Source organism: Peijinzhouia sedimentorum, from assembly GCF_049340005.1.
In the GTDB taxonomy this organism is placed as follows: domain Bacteria; phylum Bacteroidota; class Bacteroidia; order Cytophagales; family Cyclobacteriaceae; genus CAXBDP01.
In genome coordinates this window covers 306,517-320,263 of sequence record NZ_JBMPIY010000002.1, presented here as the reverse complement: position 1 = coordinate 320,263, position 13,747 = coordinate 306,517, and the positions used below count along the sequence as shown (strand labels likewise).

Here is a 13,747-nt window from a genome sequence, read left to right as displayed (position 1 = left end):
GGTCAATAAATAATGGGACAAAAAGTTAACCCGATTGGACTAAGACTTGGAATAGTTAGAGGATGGGACTCGAGCTGGTTCGGAGGAAAAGATTTTTCTGACAAGCTAGTTGAAGATCATAAAATAAGAAATTACCTCTCTGCTAGAATTCCTAAAGGTGGTATAAGTAAGGTTGTAATTGAAAGAACCTTAAAGCGTATTACACTAACCATTCACACTGCCAGACCAGGTGTTGTTATTGGTAAAGGAGGATCTGAAGTCGACAAGATTAAGGAGGAGTTGAAGAAGCTAACTGGAAAAGATGTCCAAATAAACATTTTTGAAATTAAGCGTCCTGAACTTGATGCGAAATTAGTTGGTGAAGCAATCGCTCAACAACTTGAGGCTAGAATTTCTTTCCGTAGAGCTCTTAAACAAGCTATTGCTTCCGCAATGCGTGTTGGTGCTCAAGGAATCAAAGTCAAAGCTTCGGGTAGATTGGGTGGAGCTGAGATGGCTAGATCAGAGCAATACAAAGAAGGTCGTATTCCTCTTCACACGTTAAGAGCTGATATTGATTATGCTCTTAGTGAAGCTCATACAGTGTATGGCAAAATAGGAATCAAAGTGTGGATATTTAAGGGTGAAGTCTTTGGTAAAAGAGATTTGTCTCCAAATATTGGCATGGGTAGTAATGAACCTCGCGGTGGTGCTCCTGGAGCGGGAGGTAATAGAAGAAAGCGTGGAGCAGACGCACCTCGCAGAAGTAAAAGAAAATAGCTTTTGGCGATAAATTAATATAGAAGATGTTACAGCCTAAAAGAACAAAATTTAGAAAGCAGCAAAAAGGTAGAATTAAAGGTATAGCCCAAAGAGGTCATACTCTATCCTTCGGCAACTTTGGTATTAAGTCGCTAGAGCCGGCTTGGATTACAAGTCGCCAAATTGAAGCTGCTAGGATTGCCGTTACACGTGCAATGAAGAGAGAAGGTAAAGTTTGGATTCGTATTTTTCCAGATAAGCCTATCACAAAGAAGCCTGCTGAGGTAAGGATGGGTAAAGGTAAAGGTGCTCCTGAATATTGGGTAGCAGTAATTAAACCTGGAACCATAATATTTGAATCATCTGGAGTAAGCTTAGAATTGGCTCAAGAGGCATTACGCCTTGCTGCTCAAAAGTTACCAGTGAGAACTAAGTTTGTGACAAGTAGAGATTATCAGGGTTAAGGTCATGAAGAACGCAGAAATTATATCATTAAGTCAGGAAGAATTGGCTGAAAAAATAGCTGTTGAAGTTGAAAATCTACAGAAGCTTAAATTCGCTCACGCTATTTCTCCTTTGGAAAACCCTATGAAAATAAGGGAAGCTAAAAAGCTTATTGCCAGGCTTAAGACGGAAGAAACGTCAAGAAACCTTTCAAATTAAACGACAATGGAGTCAAGAAATCTGAGAAAAGAAAGAATCGGAAAGGTAATAAGCAACAAGATGGAGAAAAGCATCACTGTTGCTATTTCCCGCAGGGTAAAGCACCCAATGTATGGTAAGTTTATCGGTAAAACGACCAAATTTATGGCTCATGACGACAACAATGAGGCTAATATTGGTGATACTGTTAAAATCATGGAAACTAGGCCATTGAGCAAGAATAAAAGGTGGAGATTGGTTTCAATTATTGAAAGGGCTAAATAACAATGATCCAGCAAGAAAGTAGACTATCAGTAGCAGATAATAGCGGTGCTAAAACTGTACTTTGTATAAGAGTATTAGGTGGCACGCGTAGAAGATACGCTAGTATTGGCGATAAAATCGTCGTTACCGTTAAAACTGCCCTTTCTTCTAGCAATATGAAGAAAGGTACGGTTTCTAAAGCCGTGGTTGTAAGAACCAAAAAAGAGATTAGAAGAAAAGATGGCTCATATATTCGCTTCGAGGATAATGCAGCTGTTTTACTTAATAATAATGATGAGCCTCGCGGAACTCGTATTTTCGGGCCAGTGGCTCGTGAATTGCGTGAAAAGCAATTTATGAAGATAGTTTCTTTGGCTCCTGAAGTTTTATAATAATGGAAAGAAAGCAAAATAAACAGCCTAAACTAAATATTCGTAAAGGAGATACTGTCAAAGTAATCACTGGAAACGATAAAGGTAAATCTGGGCAAGTTCTGCAGGTATTGCTTGAGAAACGTCAAGTATTGGTTGAAGGAATTCGTATGGTTACGAAACACGTGAAACCATCTGCTTCAAAACCTGAAGGTGGAATTCAAAAGAAAGAAGCCCCTATCCAAATCAGTAATGTGATGCTTGTTGACCCTGCTACAGGTGAAGCAACAAGAGTTGGTCGCAAGATGGATGATGCAGGTAAATTACAAAGGTATTCAAAGAAAACAGGGGAGGTTATCAAGAATGGCTAATCCAAGGCTAAAAGTAAAATACACTAGTGAAGTTGTTCCTATGCTTAAGGAACACTTTAATTATAAATCTGTAATGCAGGTACCTACGATTCAAAAGATCGTAATAAATAAAGGTATTGGTTTGGCAGTGTCAGATAAGAAAATGGTTGATGCTGGTGTTGAAGAGTTGACTTTGATCTCTGGTCAAAAGGCTGTTCCAACAATAGCAAAGAAATCTGTTTCAAACTTTAAGCTTCGTGAAGGCATGCCTATTGGAGCTAAAGTAACTTTACGTGGAGTGAAAATGTATGAGTTTTTAGATAGACTTGTATCTGTTGCCCTCCCGCGTGTTCGTGACTTCAAAGGGATAAATGATAAGGGTTTCGATGGCCGTGGTAATTATACATTAGGCGTAAAAGAGCAGATTATTTTCCCAGAGATTAGCATCGAAAAAGTAAATAGAATATCTGGTATGGATATTACAATTGTTACTAGTGCTAATACTGACGAAGAGAGCTTTGAATTGCTTAAGGCATTAGGAATGCCATTCGCATCAAAAAATAAAATTCAATAAACATGGCGAAAGAATCATTAAAGGCTAGAGAGCGCAAAAGAGCTAAACTTGTTGCCAAATATGCTGACAAACGTGCACAGTTAAAAGCTGCAGGTGATTACGAAGGGTTGGATAAACTTCCGAGAAATGCATCTCCAGTACGTTTACATAATCGTTGTAAGTTAACTGGTAGACCTCGTGGATACATGCGTAAGTTTGGTATCAATAGAGTTACCTTCAGGGAAATGGCCAGTGATGGTAAGATTCCTGGAATTACAAAGGCAAGTTGGTAAATTTTCCTTCGTTTGGTTTCAATACTCAATTAGTTTCTCTAAATTTGCAGGCCATTTTAAATTCGCCTTAAGTACATAATAGCAATGAGCGATCCAATAGCAGATTATCTTACAAGACTTCGTAATGCGATTAAAGCAAATCATCGCATTGTAGAGTTACCTGCTTCAAACTTGAAGAAGGAAATTACAAAGGTTTTGTATGAAAAAGGATATATTCAGAATTACAAGTTTGAAGACAGCCCAGTTCAGGGTTCAATCAAAATTGCATTGAAGTATAACCCTTCTACAAAACAGTCAGCAATCCAGAATTTAACTAGAATCAGCAAGCCTGGTTTGAGAAAATATTCTGGTAGCAGTGAAGTTCCTCGTGTTCTGAATGGTTTAGGTATAGCCATTCTTTCTACTTCTAAAGGCGTGATGTCTGATAAAGAAGCTAGAAAAATGAATATCGGTGGTGAAATTTTATGTTACGTCTACTAAAGTCCGACCAAAATGTCAAGGATAGGTAAGAAACCAATAAGTCTTCCAACGGGAGTAAGTGTTACAGTATCAGATAGCAATATCGTCACTGTTAAAGGTCCTAAGGGAGAATTGACTCAGGAGGTAAATCCTGATATCATCGTGAAACTTGAGGATGGAATGGTCGTTGTTGACCGTCCAACTGAACAAAAAAGACATAAAGCTCTACATGGGCTTTACAGATCTTTGATAAATAATATGGTGATAGGTACCAGTGAAGGGTACAAGAGAACATTAGAATTAGTTGGTGTAGGTTATAAAGCTACAGCTGCTAATAATATTCTAGAGTTAGCTCTTGGTTATTCACACAGTATCTATTTCTCCATTCCTGCTGAAATAAGCGTAGTTGCAGAAACTCCAAAAGGTAAAAACCCAACCATTACTCTAGAGGGTAGTGATAAGGAGCTTATCGGACAAGTAGCTGCTAAGATCAAAAATCTAAGACCTGTTGAGCCTTACAAAGGCAAAGGTGTACGTTTCGTAGGAGAATTTGTAAGACGTAAAGCTGGTAAAACTAGCGCTAAAAAATAATAAGTAATGGCTAAGAATAAACTAAGTAGAAGGTCACGAATTAGAAAGGGTATCAGAAAAAGAATTACTGGTAATTCTGGCAGACCTAGACTTTCTGTATTTCGTAGTAATACGGGAATTTATGCTCAACTTATTGATGATCTTACGGGTAACACATTAGCTGCAGTTTCATCTAGGGAGCTGGGTTTTGAGAAAAATGTGAATGTAGAGAAATCAAAAGAGGTAGGTAAGAAACTAGCTGAAAAAGCTCAAGGTGCTGGTATCTCTGCAGTTGTATTTGATAGAGGTGGTTACCTTTATCATGGTAATATAAAGGCCTTGGCAGATGGTGCTAGGGAAGGTGGTTTAAATTTCTAATTGAATTATTATGTACCAAAGCAATATTAAATCAGTTAAGGCCAGCGATATCGAGCTTAAAGAAAAGGTTGTAGCCATTAAGCGTGTAGCTAAAGTGGTAAAAGGTGGTAGAAGATTCAGCTTTTCAGCAATTGTAGTAGTTGGTGATGGTAATGGTGTTGTAGGTTATGGCTTAGGTAAAGCAAACGAAGTAACTGATGCTATTACTAAAGGTATCGATGATGCTAAGAAGAATCTTGTAAAGGTTCCTGTTTTGAAAGGAACTGTACCGCACGAATCCATTGGTAAATATTCTGGCGGATTAGTTCTAGTGAAACCCGCTGCTCCAGGTACTGGCGTAATAGCTGGTGGTGCGATGCGTGCTGTGCTTGAAAGTGCTGGTATTCATGATGTCCTTGCAAAATCTAAAGGATCTTCGAATCCGCACAATGTTGTAAAAGCTACTTTTGACGCTCTTACTAAAATGAAAGATCCATTTGCTGTAGCTCAGCAAAGAGGAGTTAAATTGTCTAAAGTATTCAACGGTTAATTCCATGGCTAGAGTAAAAATTACCCAAATCAAAAGTACTATTGATAGACCAAAGAAGCAGAAGCTAACTATTCAAGCTCTTGGTCTTGGTAAGATTAACAGAAGTGTAGATGTTGAGTTGACTCCCCAAATTGCTGGAATGATTAACAAAGTTGAACACCTCGTAACTGTAACTGAACTTTAATTATGAAACTTCATACATTAAAACCTGCAGAAGGTTCAATAAAAAATAGTAAGCGAATTGGTCGTGGACCTGGCTCTGGTAGAGGTGGTACTTCAACTCGTGGACATAAAGGTGCTAAATCAAGATCTGGTTATTCTAGAAAGCTTGGATTTGAAGGTGGTCAGATGCCACTTCAAAGAAGAGTGCCTAAATTTGGATTTAAAAATCCTAATAGAGTAGAATATAAAGCTGTGAACCTTGAGGCACTTGAGGCTTTAGCATCGAAATTAAATATAGCTGACATTACTGTTCAAGTTCTAATTGAAAATGGTATTGTCGGAAAAAGTGACCTCGTAAAAGTTCTAGGTCGTGGAGAGCTAACTGCAAAGATTAATGTGTCTGCACATAAATGTTCTGCAACAGCATCCCAAGCTATTGAAAAATTAGGAGGCACTGTAACTATTATTTCTGAATGAAACGGTTTTTCACCACCATACGAAACATTTTTGCAATAGAGGAACTAAGAACACGTATCTTCAACACGATTGCTTTATTAGCAATTTTTAGATTAGGTTCTTTTGTTGTATTGCCTGGAGTAGATCCAAATCTACTTACAGATGATGCGGGAGGATTTTTTGGACTTCTTGATACCTTCTTAGGTGGAGCCTTCTCTAGAGCCTCCATATTCGCATTAGGTATTATGCCATATATCTCCGCTTCAATTGTATTGCAATTGTTAACCGTGGCGGTGCCTTACTTCCAGAAACTTCAAAAAGAAGGTGAAACTGGTCGTAAGAAAATCACTCAATACACAAGAGTTCTTACTATTGTAATTACTCTTGCTCAAGGTTTTGGCTATTTGTCAACAGCAGTTCAGCCAGAAGCAATTCTTATTGATACTAGTTTCTTCTATTTCTCCTCACTTGTAATTTTGAGTGCTGGTACCATATTCTGTATGTGGTTAGGAGAAAGAATTACCGAAAGAGGTATAGGTAATGGTATTTCCATGCTTATTATGATCGGGATTATTTCTCGATTCCCAGGTAGTATTTTAGCGGAAGGTGCTTCAAAAGGATTTGGTGGTGGTTTAGCTTTAATTATTGAAGGTTTAATACTTTTTGCTGTTGTAATGTTCGTGGTAATGTTAACCCAAGCAACTCGTAAAATCCCAGTTCAATATGCGAAGCAGGTTGTAGGTAACAAAGTATATGGTGGACAAAGACAGTATATACCTCTTAAGGTGAATGCTTCTGGTGTAATGCCAATTATATTTGCTCAGTCTCTAATGTTCTTGCCAAGTACAGTGGCAAGTATCTGGGCTGATGATAGCGATACCGCTTCCTATATATTTACTACCTTCTCAAACTTTGAGTCTTGGCAGTATAATGTGTTGTTAGCATTTATGATTATCATATTCACATTTTTCTATACAGCAATCACTGTCAATCCAAACCAGATTTCTGAGGATATGAAGCGTAATGGTGGTTTTATTCCAGGGATCAAGCCAGGAAAACCTACCTCAAACTTTATTGATGATGTATTGACGAAGATTACTTTACCAGGTTCTATATTTCTAGCAATAGTTGCTGTATTACCTGCTATAGCTGTGATATTTGGTGTGACAAGGGAGTTTGCTCAATTTTATGGTGGTACTTCATTGCTAATCATGGTTGGTGTTGTATTAGACACCCTACAGCAAATTGAAAGCTATCTCCTAATGAGAAAATATGAAGGCTTGATGAAGTCTGGCAAATTAAGAGGTCGTTCACAAAATGTAGCCGTTGCCGGATGATTCATTTGAAGAGCTCAGAAGAGATTCAATTAATGCGTGAAAGCGCAGAGATTCTTGGAAAAGCTCATGGTGAAGTAGCCAAGTTGGTTGCTCCGGGTATTCAAACTGCTACTTTAGATAAAGTAGCAGAAGAATTTATAAGAGATTCAGGAGCCACAGGCTCTTTTAAAGGGTATCAGGGTTTTCCTGCTACACTTTGTATATCAGTGAACGAAGTCGTCGTTCATGGTTTTCCTGGGAAGTATGTTCTTAAAGAAGGTGATATTATCTCCGTTGATTGTGGTGTTTTCTATAAGGGCTTTCATAGTGATTGCGCCTATACTTACCCAATTGGAAATGTATCTCCTGAAATTAGTGCTTTATTAAAAGAGACGAAGGAATCCCTTTATCTTGGAATAGCCCAGGCGAAAGAAGGTAATAGAATCGGTGATATTGGTAACGCTATTCAGAGCCATGTTGAAAAGTTTGGCTATACTGTCGTTAGAGAACTCGTTGGACATGGAGTAGGTAAAAACTTACATGAGAGTCCTGAGGTTCCTAACTATGGAAAAAGAGGAAGCGGAACTAAATTGAAGAAGGGTTGTGTTATCGCCATCGAGCCAATGGTAAACCTAGGTACTAGGTTCATTTTTCAGGAAGCAGATGGCTGGACAATTAGAACGAAAGACCGAAAGGTTTCTGCTCACTTTGAACATACTGTAGCAGTAACTGAAAATGGTCCTGAGATCATAACAACTCATAAATACATTGAAGAGGTTTTAAAATTTTAGTATGGCCAAACAGTCATCAATAGAGCAAGACGGTACTATAGTTGAAGCATTATCTAATGCTATGTTTCGAGTTGAATTAGAGAATGGGCATCAAGTGATAGCACATATATCTGGTAAAATGAGAATGCACTACATTAAGATTCTTCCTGGAGACCGTGTTAAACTAGAAATGTCACCATACGATTTATCAAAAGGTAGAATTGTTTACCGATATAAGTAATCATGAAAGTAAAATCTTCCATCAAAAAGCGCAGCACCGAATGTAAGATCATTCGTAGAAAGGGCAAGCTGTACGTAATCAACAAGAAGAACCCTAAGTTTAAACAAAGACAAGGATAACTATGGCAAGGATTGCAGGCGTAGACATTCCGGATAAAAAAAGAGGCGAAATAGCTCTTACCTATATTTTTGGTATTGGGCGTAGTGCTGCACAGCAAATTTTGTCGAAAGCCGGTGTTGATAGTAACAAACAAGTAGCTGATTGGACTGATGAGGAATCAGTGGCAATACGTGCGGTAATTACTAATGAATTCAAAGTTGAAGGTGTATTGAAATCTGAAATTCAGATTAACATCAAAAGACTTATGGATATTGGTTGCTACCGTGGACTTAGACACCGTAAGAGTCTTCCACTAAGAGGACAGCGTACGAAAACTAATGCTCGTACTAGAAAAGGCAAGAGAAAAACTGTTGCTAATAAGAAGAAAGCGACTAAATAGTACTTATAAGCGATGAGTCAGAAAAGAAAAGATAAAGCGAAAAAGAGAGTTGTTGTTGTTGAGTCAATTGGTCAGGTACATATAAAATCTACCTTCAACAACATCATTATCTCCGTTACCAATAGCACAGGACAAGTTATTTCCTGGGCTTCAGCGGGTAAGATGGGTTTCAGAGGTTCTAAGAAGAACACTCCTTACGCTGCGCAAGTAGCTGCCCAAAACTGCTCCCAAACAGCTTTCGACCTAGGTTTACGCAAGGTAGAAGTTTTTGTAAAGGGACCAGGTGCCGGACGTGAGTCAGCCATCAGAACCATTCAGAATATTGGTATTGAAGTTACAATGATTAAAGATGTAACTCCACTTCCACATAATGGATGTCGTCCTCCAAAGAGAAGAAGAGTCTAATTCACTGTTAAGAATAAAAAGATAATATAATGGCTAGATATAGAGGCCCCAAGGCAAAAATATCAAGAAGATATGGAGAGCCAATTCTTGGTCCAAGTAAAGCTCTTCAAAAGAAAAGCTATCCTCCTGGACAGCATGGTAAAGGTCGCAGAAGAAAGCAATCTGAATATGCAGTACAGTTAATGGAAAAGCAAAAGGCTAAATACATCTACGGTGTTTTAGAAAGACAATTTGCTAATCTATTTGACAAGGCTTCCCGTAAAGATGGTATCACTGGTACTACTTTGTTACAGCTTCTTGAAGCTCGTCTTGACAATACAGTTTTCCGTCTAGGAATCGCTCCAACAAGAAGAGCAGCCAGACAATTGGTTTCACACAAACATATTACCGTAAATGGTGAACTTGTGAATATTCCATCTTACACTTTGAAAGAAGGTGATGTAGTTGGAGTAAGAGAAAAATCTAAATCTCTAGAGGCTATCTCTGATAGTTTAGCTGGTAGAGGTGGTAAAAGATATTCTTGGCTAGAGTGGGATGGAAAAGAGATGGTTGGTAAGTTTATTACCAAACCAACTAGGGATGATATCCCTGAAAACATTAAGGAGCAGCTAATTGTCGAGCTATACTCCAAGTAATAATTCTTTTGAATTTTTAAAATACTGACACATGTCTATTCTTGCTTTTCAAATGCCAGAGAAGGTAGTGATGGAAAAAGCCGATGATACCAAAGGCCTTTTCACATTTAAACCACTCGAAAAAGGTTATGGAACTACCATAGGTAATGCGCTAAGGAGAATTCTCCTTTCCTCTTTGGAGGGTTACGCAATTACTGGAATTTCTATTCCTGGTGTGCTTCATGAATTCTCCACTATAGAGGGAGTTGTTGAAGATGTAACTGAAATTATCCTAAACCTTAAAACTGTAAGGTTCAAAAAGGTTGACGATGCATTAGTTGATAACAAGATTCGTGTTCAAGTTAAAGATCAAAGTGTTTTTACTGCTGGTGATATCGCTAACTTTACGAATTCATTTGAAATACTGAATCCTGATGCAGTAATCTGCCATCTAGATGAGAACTCTTCATTTGAAATTGAATTGAATCTTGAGAAGGGTCGTGGTTATCTGCCTGCTGATGAAAATAAGCCAACAGAACAACTATTCGGTTATATCCCTATTGATGCTATCTTCACGCCTATCAAAAATGTGAAATATAGCGTTGAGAATACAAGGGTTGAACAGAAAACTGATTATGAAAAATTAATCATTGAAGTTGATACAGACGGTTCGATCCATCCGGAAGATGCTTTGAAAGGTGCTGCCGATATTCTGATTCATCACTTTAGATTATTTACGGATCAAGACATCACTATCGAGAAAGAGCCAACGGGTGAGCCTGATGTTGTAGATGAAGAATTATTGCATATGAGAAAGCTATTGAAGACTTCTCTAAGTGATCTTGATTTATCTGTTAGAGCTTACAACTGTCTAAAGGCAGCTGAGGTTAAAACTCTTGGCGATTTGGTTCGTCTTGAAATCTCAGATATGATGAAATTCAGAAATTTCGGTAAGAAGTCCCTTGCTGAGTTAGAGCAATTAGTTGCTGAAAAGAACCTAACTTTTGGAATGGATTTGAGTAAGTATAAACTTGAGGAAGACTAATATACCATGAGACACGGTAAGAAATTTAATCATTTAGGGAGAAAGACTGCACATAGACAAGCTATGCTGTCTAATATGGCAACCTCTCTTATAATAAGCAAAAGAATCTCCACTACGCTAGCAAAAGCAAAGGAGCTTAGAAAATACGTTGAGCCTCTTATAACGAAAGCAAAAGATAATACTACAAACTCTCGTAGAGTAGTATTTTCATATCTTCAGAATAAAGATTCAGTTACTGTTCTTTTTGATGAAGTAGCTGGAAAAATTGGTAGTAGACCAGGCGGTTACACTCGTATTTTGAAAACTGGCTCTAGATTAGGAGACAATGCTGAAATGGCAATCATTGAACTTGTTGATTACAATGAGGCTATGATGGCAGAATCTGCAGCTAAAACTAAAACTCGTCGTAGTAGAAGAGGTGGCAAATCCACAGCAACTGCAAAAACAGAAAAAGTGGAAGCTAAAGCAGATGTAGAAACAAAATCAGCTTCAGAAGAAACTGATACAACTGATACAACAGAAGAGAAAAAAGATTAATGTTTTCTCAACACATATTGAAAAAGGACTGGTTTTTAAATCAGTCCTTTTTTTATTTAAAATGATAGCCATATTTTTGAGTCAAATTTAAATTACATTATGTCTTATCCACTTCAATCAATCAACAGAAAACCTGCTTATTTACTTTTAGAAGATGGAAGCTTTTTCGAAGGTAAGAGTATAGGTAAAGAAGGTACTACTGGAGGCGAAATTTGCTTTAATACTGGTATGACCGGATACCAAGAAATTTATACTGACCCTTCTTACTTTGGTCAAATTGTAGTGAATACTACTTCTCACATAGGTAATTATGGCGTTGTTGAAGATGAACAAGAATCAAGTACTCCAAAAATTGCAGGACTTGTTGTAAGTGATTTCTCAATTACATTCAGTAGAAAGCAAGCAGACGAAAGTTTACAAGCATATTTAGATAAAAATAATGTTGTTGGTATTTCTGATATTGACACAAGGAAATTAGTGAAGCATATTCGTAGTAAAGGAGCTATGAATGCAATTATTTCGACCGAAATAAGTACACCTGAAGAACTTTTGAATGAATTGAAGAAAGTGCCATCTATGGATGGTTTAGAATTGTCTTCGATTGTGTCCACGAAAGAGGCGTATGAAGTTGGAAACCCAGAAGCAACATTTAAAATTGCAGCTTTAGATTTCGGTATTAAAACCAATATTCTTAGAAACTTCGTGGCGAGAGATTGTTTTGTGAAGGTTTTTCCTGCGAAAACCACTTTTGCTGAAATAGAGAAATGGAATCCTGATGGATATTTTCTTTCGAATGGTCCTGGAGACCCTGCAGTGATGGCTTATGCGGTGGATACTGTGAAAGAAATTTTGACTGCCGATAAACCAGTATTTGGAATTTGTTTAGGTCACCAAATTCTTGCCTTAGCATGTGGTTGTGGTACTTATAAAATGCACCATGGACACAGAGGCTTGAATCACCCAGTTAAAAACCATGTTTCAACATTAGGTGAAATTACTTCCCAAAACCATGGCTTTGTGGTTAATATGGAGGATGTGCTTAAATCTGATATTGTGGAATTAACTCACAGTCATTTGAATGATAATACTGTAGCAGGAATTAGGGTCAAAAACAAGAAAGCATTCTCAGTGCAATATCATCCTGAAAGCTCACCTGGGCCACATGATTCTCGTTACCTTTTTGATGAATTTATTGAATTACTAAAAAAATAAAATTTTTCTAATGAGTCTGATTGAATCAATACATGCCCGCCAAATATTAGATAGTAGAGGAAATCCAACTATTGAAGTGGATGTTGTGACTGCTGAAGGTTATGCAGGAAGAGCTGCTGTGCCTTCCGGCGCTTCTACTGGAGTGCATGAAGCAGTTGAGCTGCGTGATGGAGATTCCTCCCGCTTTATGGGTAAAGGTGTATTGAAGGCAATAGATAACGTGAATGGTCTAATCGCCGAAGAACTGATTGGCTTTTCTGTGCATGAGCAAAATTTGATTGATAAGATCATGCTCGAGTTAGACGGGACTGAGAATAAATCTAAACTTGGGGCCAATGCAATCCTTGCAGTTTCATTAGCTTCAGCGCGTGCTGCTGCTCAATCTTTAGGAATGCCATTGTATAGATATGTGGGTGGTGTAAGTGCCAACACGCTTCCAGTACCAATGATGAATATTTTGAATGGTGGCAGCCATGCAGATAATTCTATCGATTTTCAAGAATTTATGGTAATGCCCGTAAATGCTCCATCCTTTTCTGAATCTTTAAGAATGGGAACGGAAATATTTCACCATTTGAAAAGTGTTTTGAAGGCAAAAGGTCTTTCAACAAATGTTGGAGACGAAGGTGGTTTTGCACCAAATATTGCCTCAAATGTTGAAGCTATCGAAGTGGTGCTTATGGCCATTGAGAAAGCTGGCTACAGACCCGGCGAAGATGTTTTTATTGCGATGGATGCTGCAAGTTCTGAGTTTTACGATGCCACAAACAATGTTTACCATTTCAAAAAGTCCACTGGCGATAAGCTTACACCAAGTCAAATGGCGAGCTACTGGAAAGAATGGGTTGAGAAATATCCAATTATTTCTATCGAAGACGGAATGGCCGAAGATGACTGGGCTGGCTGGAAACTCCACACCGAGGCTATCGGCGATAAAGTTCAATTAGTTGGTGACGATTTATTTGTGACCAATGTGAAAAGACTCCAAAAAGGAATTGATGAGGGTATCGGTAATTCTATTCTAATTAAGGTGAACCAAATTGGAACCTTGACTGAAACGATTTCAGCTGTAAATCTAGCTAAACAGAATTCTTATACTTCTGTAATGTCCCATCGCTCTGGTGAAACGGAAGATTCTACCATTGCTGATTTAGCAGTAGCACTCAATACTGGACAAATTAAAACTGGTTCGGCTTCAAGATCAGATAGGATGGCAAAATACAATCAATTGCTCCGAATAGAAGAGGAATTAGGCGAAACAGCCTATTTTCCAGGTAAAAACTTTAGGTAATATGAGAGATTCCGGTTTTTGACCGGAATTTTTTTTATCTTTTCATCAA

General features: G+C 38.0%; 25 protein-coding genes. All 25 read left to right on the top strand.

Translation table 11 applies throughout. The features are described 5' to 3' along the window. The first annotated feature begins 12 nt into the window (after positions 1–12). Positions 13–759, top strand: coding sequence for a 30S ribosomal protein S3 (rpsC, locus tag ACOXY8_RS04570; RefSeq protein ID WP_458330366.1), 747 nt, complete (start codon positions 13–15; stop codon positions 757–759). Between the two features lie 26 nt (positions 760–785). Beyond that, positions 786–1,205 carry a 50S ribosomal protein L16 gene (rplP, locus tag ACOXY8_RS04565; RefSeq protein ID WP_458330365.1) on the top strand — a complete coding sequence of 140 codons (420 nt, stop codon included), beginning with the start codon at positions 786–788 and terminating at the stop codon, positions 1,203–1,205. A 4-nt stretch (positions 1,206–1,209) separates the two neighbouring features. Then, positions 1,210–1,404 carry a 50S ribosomal protein L29 gene (rpmC, locus tag ACOXY8_RS04560; protein WP_458330364.1) on the top strand — a complete coding sequence of 65 codons (195 nt, stop codon included), beginning with the start codon at positions 1,210–1,212 and terminating at the stop codon, positions 1,402–1,404. 6 nt (positions 1,405–1,410) lie between these two features. Then, positions 1,411–1,668, top strand: a complete 258-nt coding sequence (gene rpsQ / locus ACOXY8_RS04555) for a 30S ribosomal protein S17 (RefSeq protein WP_458330363.1) — start codon at positions 1,411–1,413, stop codon at positions 1,666–1,668. Between the two features lie 2 nt (positions 1,669–1,670). Then, the gene (gene rplN, locus ACOXY8_RS04550) at positions 1,671–2,039 is read left to right on the top strand and encodes a 50S ribosomal protein L14 (RefSeq protein WP_458330362.1); all 369 of its coding nucleotides are present in this window, start codon (positions 1,671–1,673) and stop codon (positions 2,037–2,039) included. Between the two features lie 2 nt (positions 2,040–2,041). Beyond that, positions 2,042–2,389, top strand: a complete 348-nt coding sequence (rplX, locus tag ACOXY8_RS04545) for a 50S ribosomal protein L24 (protein ID WP_458330361.1) — start codon at positions 2,042–2,044, stop codon at positions 2,387–2,389. Further along, the gene (gene rplE, locus ACOXY8_RS04540) at positions 2,382–2,942 is read left to right on the top strand and encodes a 50S ribosomal protein L5 (protein WP_458330360.1); all 561 of its coding nucleotides are present in this window, start codon (positions 2,382–2,384) and stop codon (positions 2,940–2,942) included. Before rplX ends, rplE begins: the two co-directional genes overlap by 8 nt. Before the next feature lie 2 nt (positions 2,943–2,944). Next, positions 2,945–3,214, top strand: a complete 270-nt coding sequence (rpsN, locus tag ACOXY8_RS04535) for a 30S ribosomal protein S14 (protein ID WP_458330359.1) — start codon at positions 2,945–2,947, stop codon at positions 3,212–3,214. An 84-nt stretch (positions 3,215–3,298) separates the two neighbouring features. Beyond that, a complete protein-coding gene (gene rpsH, locus ACOXY8_RS04530) occupies positions 3,299–3,694 on the top strand; it encodes a 30S ribosomal protein S8 (protein ID WP_458330358.1) in 396 nt (131 codons plus the stop codon). Positions 3,695–3,706: 12 nt separating this feature from the next. After that, positions 3,707–4,264 carry a 50S ribosomal protein L6 gene (gene rplF, locus ACOXY8_RS04525; protein ID WP_458330357.1) on the top strand — a complete coding sequence of 186 codons (558 nt, stop codon included), beginning with the start codon at positions 3,707–3,709 and terminating at the stop codon, positions 4,262–4,264. Positions 4,265–4,270: 6 nt separating this feature from the next. Then, positions 4,271–4,621: a 50S ribosomal protein L18 gene (gene rplR, locus ACOXY8_RS04520; protein WP_458330356.1), complete on the top strand. Its 351-nt coding sequence runs from the start codon at positions 4,271–4,273 to the stop codon at positions 4,619–4,621. A gap of 10 nt (positions 4,622–4,631) precedes the next feature. Next, on the top strand, positions 4,632–5,150 hold the full coding sequence (gene rpsE, locus ACOXY8_RS04515) for a 30S ribosomal protein S5 (RefSeq protein ID WP_458330355.1): 519 nt from the start codon (positions 4,632–4,634) through the stop codon (positions 5,148–5,150). A 4-nt stretch (positions 5,151–5,154) separates the two neighbouring features. After that, complete coding sequence (rpmD, locus tag ACOXY8_RS04510; RefSeq protein WP_458330354.1) at positions 5,155–5,334, top strand: 50S ribosomal protein L30; 180 nt, start codon at positions 5,155–5,157, stop codon at positions 5,332–5,334. A gap of 2 nt (positions 5,335–5,336) precedes the next feature. Further along, positions 5,337–5,789 carry a 50S ribosomal protein L15 gene (rplO, locus tag ACOXY8_RS04505; protein WP_458330353.1) on the top strand — a complete coding sequence of 151 codons (453 nt, stop codon included), beginning with the start codon at positions 5,337–5,339 and terminating at the stop codon, positions 5,787–5,789. Further along, positions 5,786–7,105, top strand: a complete 1,320-nt coding sequence (secY, locus tag ACOXY8_RS04500; protein ID WP_458330352.1) for a preprotein translocase subunit SecY — start codon at positions 5,786–5,788, stop codon at positions 7,103–7,105. Before rplO ends, secY begins: the two co-directional genes overlap by 4 nt. Further along, positions 7,102–7,875 (top strand): type I methionyl aminopeptidase, encoded by a 774-nt coding sequence (gene map, locus ACOXY8_RS04495; RefSeq protein WP_458330351.1) that lies wholly within the window; start codon positions 7,102–7,104, stop codon positions 7,873–7,875. Before secY ends, map begins: the two co-directional genes overlap by 4 nt. 1 nt (position 7,876) lies before the next feature. Then, entirely contained in the window at positions 7,877–8,095 is a 219-nt protein-coding gene (gene infA / locus ACOXY8_RS04490; RefSeq protein ID WP_458330350.1) for a translation initiation factor IF-1, read from the top strand. Positions 8,096–8,097: 2 nt separating this feature from the next. Next, complete coding sequence (gene rpmJ, locus ACOXY8_RS04485; protein WP_458330349.1) at positions 8,098–8,214, top strand: 50S ribosomal protein L36; 117 nt, start codon at positions 8,098–8,100, stop codon at positions 8,212–8,214. A gap of 2 nt (positions 8,215–8,216) precedes the next feature. Next, positions 8,217–8,594 carry a 30S ribosomal protein S13 gene (rpsM, locus tag ACOXY8_RS04480; protein WP_458330348.1) on the top strand — a complete coding sequence of 126 codons (378 nt, stop codon included), beginning with the start codon at positions 8,217–8,219 and terminating at the stop codon, positions 8,592–8,594. 12 nt (positions 8,595–8,606) lie between these two features. Continuing rightward, a complete protein-coding gene (rpsK, locus tag ACOXY8_RS04475) occupies positions 8,607–8,999 on the top strand; it encodes a 30S ribosomal protein S11 (protein ID WP_458330347.1) in 393 nt (130 codons plus the stop codon). Between the two features lie 29 nt (positions 9,000–9,028). Then, a complete protein-coding gene (gene rpsD / locus ACOXY8_RS04470) occupies positions 9,029–9,634 on the top strand; it encodes a 30S ribosomal protein S4 (protein ID WP_458330346.1) in 606 nt (201 codons plus the stop codon). 31 nt (positions 9,635–9,665) lie between these two features. Beyond that, positions 9,666–10,658, top strand: coding sequence for a DNA-directed RNA polymerase subunit alpha (locus ACOXY8_RS04465; RefSeq protein WP_458330345.1), 993 nt, complete (start codon positions 9,666–9,668; stop codon positions 10,656–10,658). 6 nt (positions 10,659–10,664) lie between these two features. Further along, the gene (gene rplQ / locus ACOXY8_RS04460) at positions 10,665–11,195 is read left to right on the top strand and encodes a 50S ribosomal protein L17 (RefSeq protein ID WP_458330344.1); all 531 of its coding nucleotides are present in this window, start codon (positions 10,665–10,667) and stop codon (positions 11,193–11,195) included. Positions 11,196–11,294: 99 nt separating this feature from the next. Continuing rightward, the gene (carA, locus tag ACOXY8_RS04455) at positions 11,295–12,407 is read left to right on the top strand and encodes a glutamine-hydrolyzing carbamoyl-phosphate synthase small subunit (protein ID WP_458330343.1); all 1,113 of its coding nucleotides are present in this window, start codon (positions 11,295–11,297) and stop codon (positions 12,405–12,407) included. 10 nt (positions 12,408–12,417) lie between these two features. Next, positions 12,418–13,698 carry a phosphopyruvate hydratase gene (gene eno / locus ACOXY8_RS04450; RefSeq protein ID WP_458330342.1) on the top strand — a complete coding sequence of 427 codons (1,281 nt, stop codon included), beginning with the start codon at positions 12,418–12,420 and terminating at the stop codon, positions 13,696–13,698. The last annotated feature ends 49 nt before the right edge of the window (positions 13,699–13,747 follow it).

Coding starts and splice junctions, on each gene's coding strand:
- rpsC (WP_458330366.1), top strand. CDS start 13: ATGGGACAAAAAGTTAACCCGATTGGACTAAGACTTGGAATAGTTAGA.
- rplP (WP_458330365.1), top strand. CDS start 786: ATGTTACAGCCTAAAAGAACAAAATTTAGAAAGCAGCAAAAAGGTAGA.
- rpmC (WP_458330364.1), top strand. CDS start 1,210: ATGAAGAACGCAGAAATTATATCATTAAGTCAGGAAGAATTGGCTGAA.
- rpsQ (WP_458330363.1), top strand. CDS start 1,411: ATGGAGTCAAGAAATCTGAGAAAAGAAAGAATCGGAAAGGTAATAAGC.
- rplN (WP_458330362.1), top strand. CDS start 1,671: ATGATCCAGCAAGAAAGTAGACTATCAGTAGCAGATAATAGCGGTGCT.
- rplX (WP_458330361.1), top strand. CDS start 2,042: ATGGAAAGAAAGCAAAATAAACAGCCTAAACTAAATATTCGTAAAGGA.
- rplE (WP_458330360.1), top strand. CDS start 2,382: ATGGCTAATCCAAGGCTAAAAGTAAAATACACTAGTGAAGTTGTTCCT.
- rpsN (WP_458330359.1), top strand. CDS start 2,945: ATGGCGAAAGAATCATTAAAGGCTAGAGAGCGCAAAAGAGCTAAACTT.
- rpsH (WP_458330358.1), top strand. CDS start 3,299: ATGAGCGATCCAATAGCAGATTATCTTACAAGACTTCGTAATGCGATT.
- rplF (WP_458330357.1), top strand. CDS start 3,707: ATGTCAAGGATAGGTAAGAAACCAATAAGTCTTCCAACGGGAGTAAGT.
- rplR (WP_458330356.1), top strand. CDS start 4,271: ATGGCTAAGAATAAACTAAGTAGAAGGTCACGAATTAGAAAGGGTATC.
- rpsE (WP_458330355.1), top strand. CDS start 4,632: ATGTACCAAAGCAATATTAAATCAGTTAAGGCCAGCGATATCGAGCTT.
- rpmD (WP_458330354.1), top strand. CDS start 5,155: ATGGCTAGAGTAAAAATTACCCAAATCAAAAGTACTATTGATAGACCA.
- rplO (WP_458330353.1), top strand. CDS start 5,337: ATGAAACTTCATACATTAAAACCTGCAGAAGGTTCAATAAAAAATAGT.
- secY (WP_458330352.1), top strand. CDS start 5,786: ATGAAACGGTTTTTCACCACCATACGAAACATTTTTGCAATAGAGGAA.
- map (WP_458330351.1), top strand. CDS start 7,102: ATGATTCATTTGAAGAGCTCAGAAGAGATTCAATTAATGCGTGAAAGC.
- infA (WP_458330350.1), top strand. CDS start 7,877: ATGGCCAAACAGTCATCAATAGAGCAAGACGGTACTATAGTTGAAGCA.
- rpmJ (WP_458330349.1), top strand. CDS start 8,098: ATGAAAGTAAAATCTTCCATCAAAAAGCGCAGCACCGAATGTAAGATC.
- rpsM (WP_458330348.1), top strand. CDS start 8,217: ATGGCAAGGATTGCAGGCGTAGACATTCCGGATAAAAAAAGAGGCGAA.
- rpsK (WP_458330347.1), top strand. CDS start 8,607: ATGAGTCAGAAAAGAAAAGATAAAGCGAAAAAGAGAGTTGTTGTTGTT.
- rpsD (WP_458330346.1), top strand. CDS start 9,029: ATGGCTAGATATAGAGGCCCCAAGGCAAAAATATCAAGAAGATATGGA.
- ACOXY8_RS04465 (WP_458330345.1), top strand. CDS start 9,666: ATGTCTATTCTTGCTTTTCAAATGCCAGAGAAGGTAGTGATGGAAAAA.
- rplQ (WP_458330344.1), top strand. CDS start 10,665: ATGAGACACGGTAAGAAATTTAATCATTTAGGGAGAAAGACTGCACAT.
- carA (WP_458330343.1), top strand. CDS start 11,295: ATGTCTTATCCACTTCAATCAATCAACAGAAAACCTGCTTATTTACTT.
- eno (WP_458330342.1), top strand. CDS start 12,418: ATGAGTCTGATTGAATCAATACATGCCCGCCAAATATTAGATAGTAGA.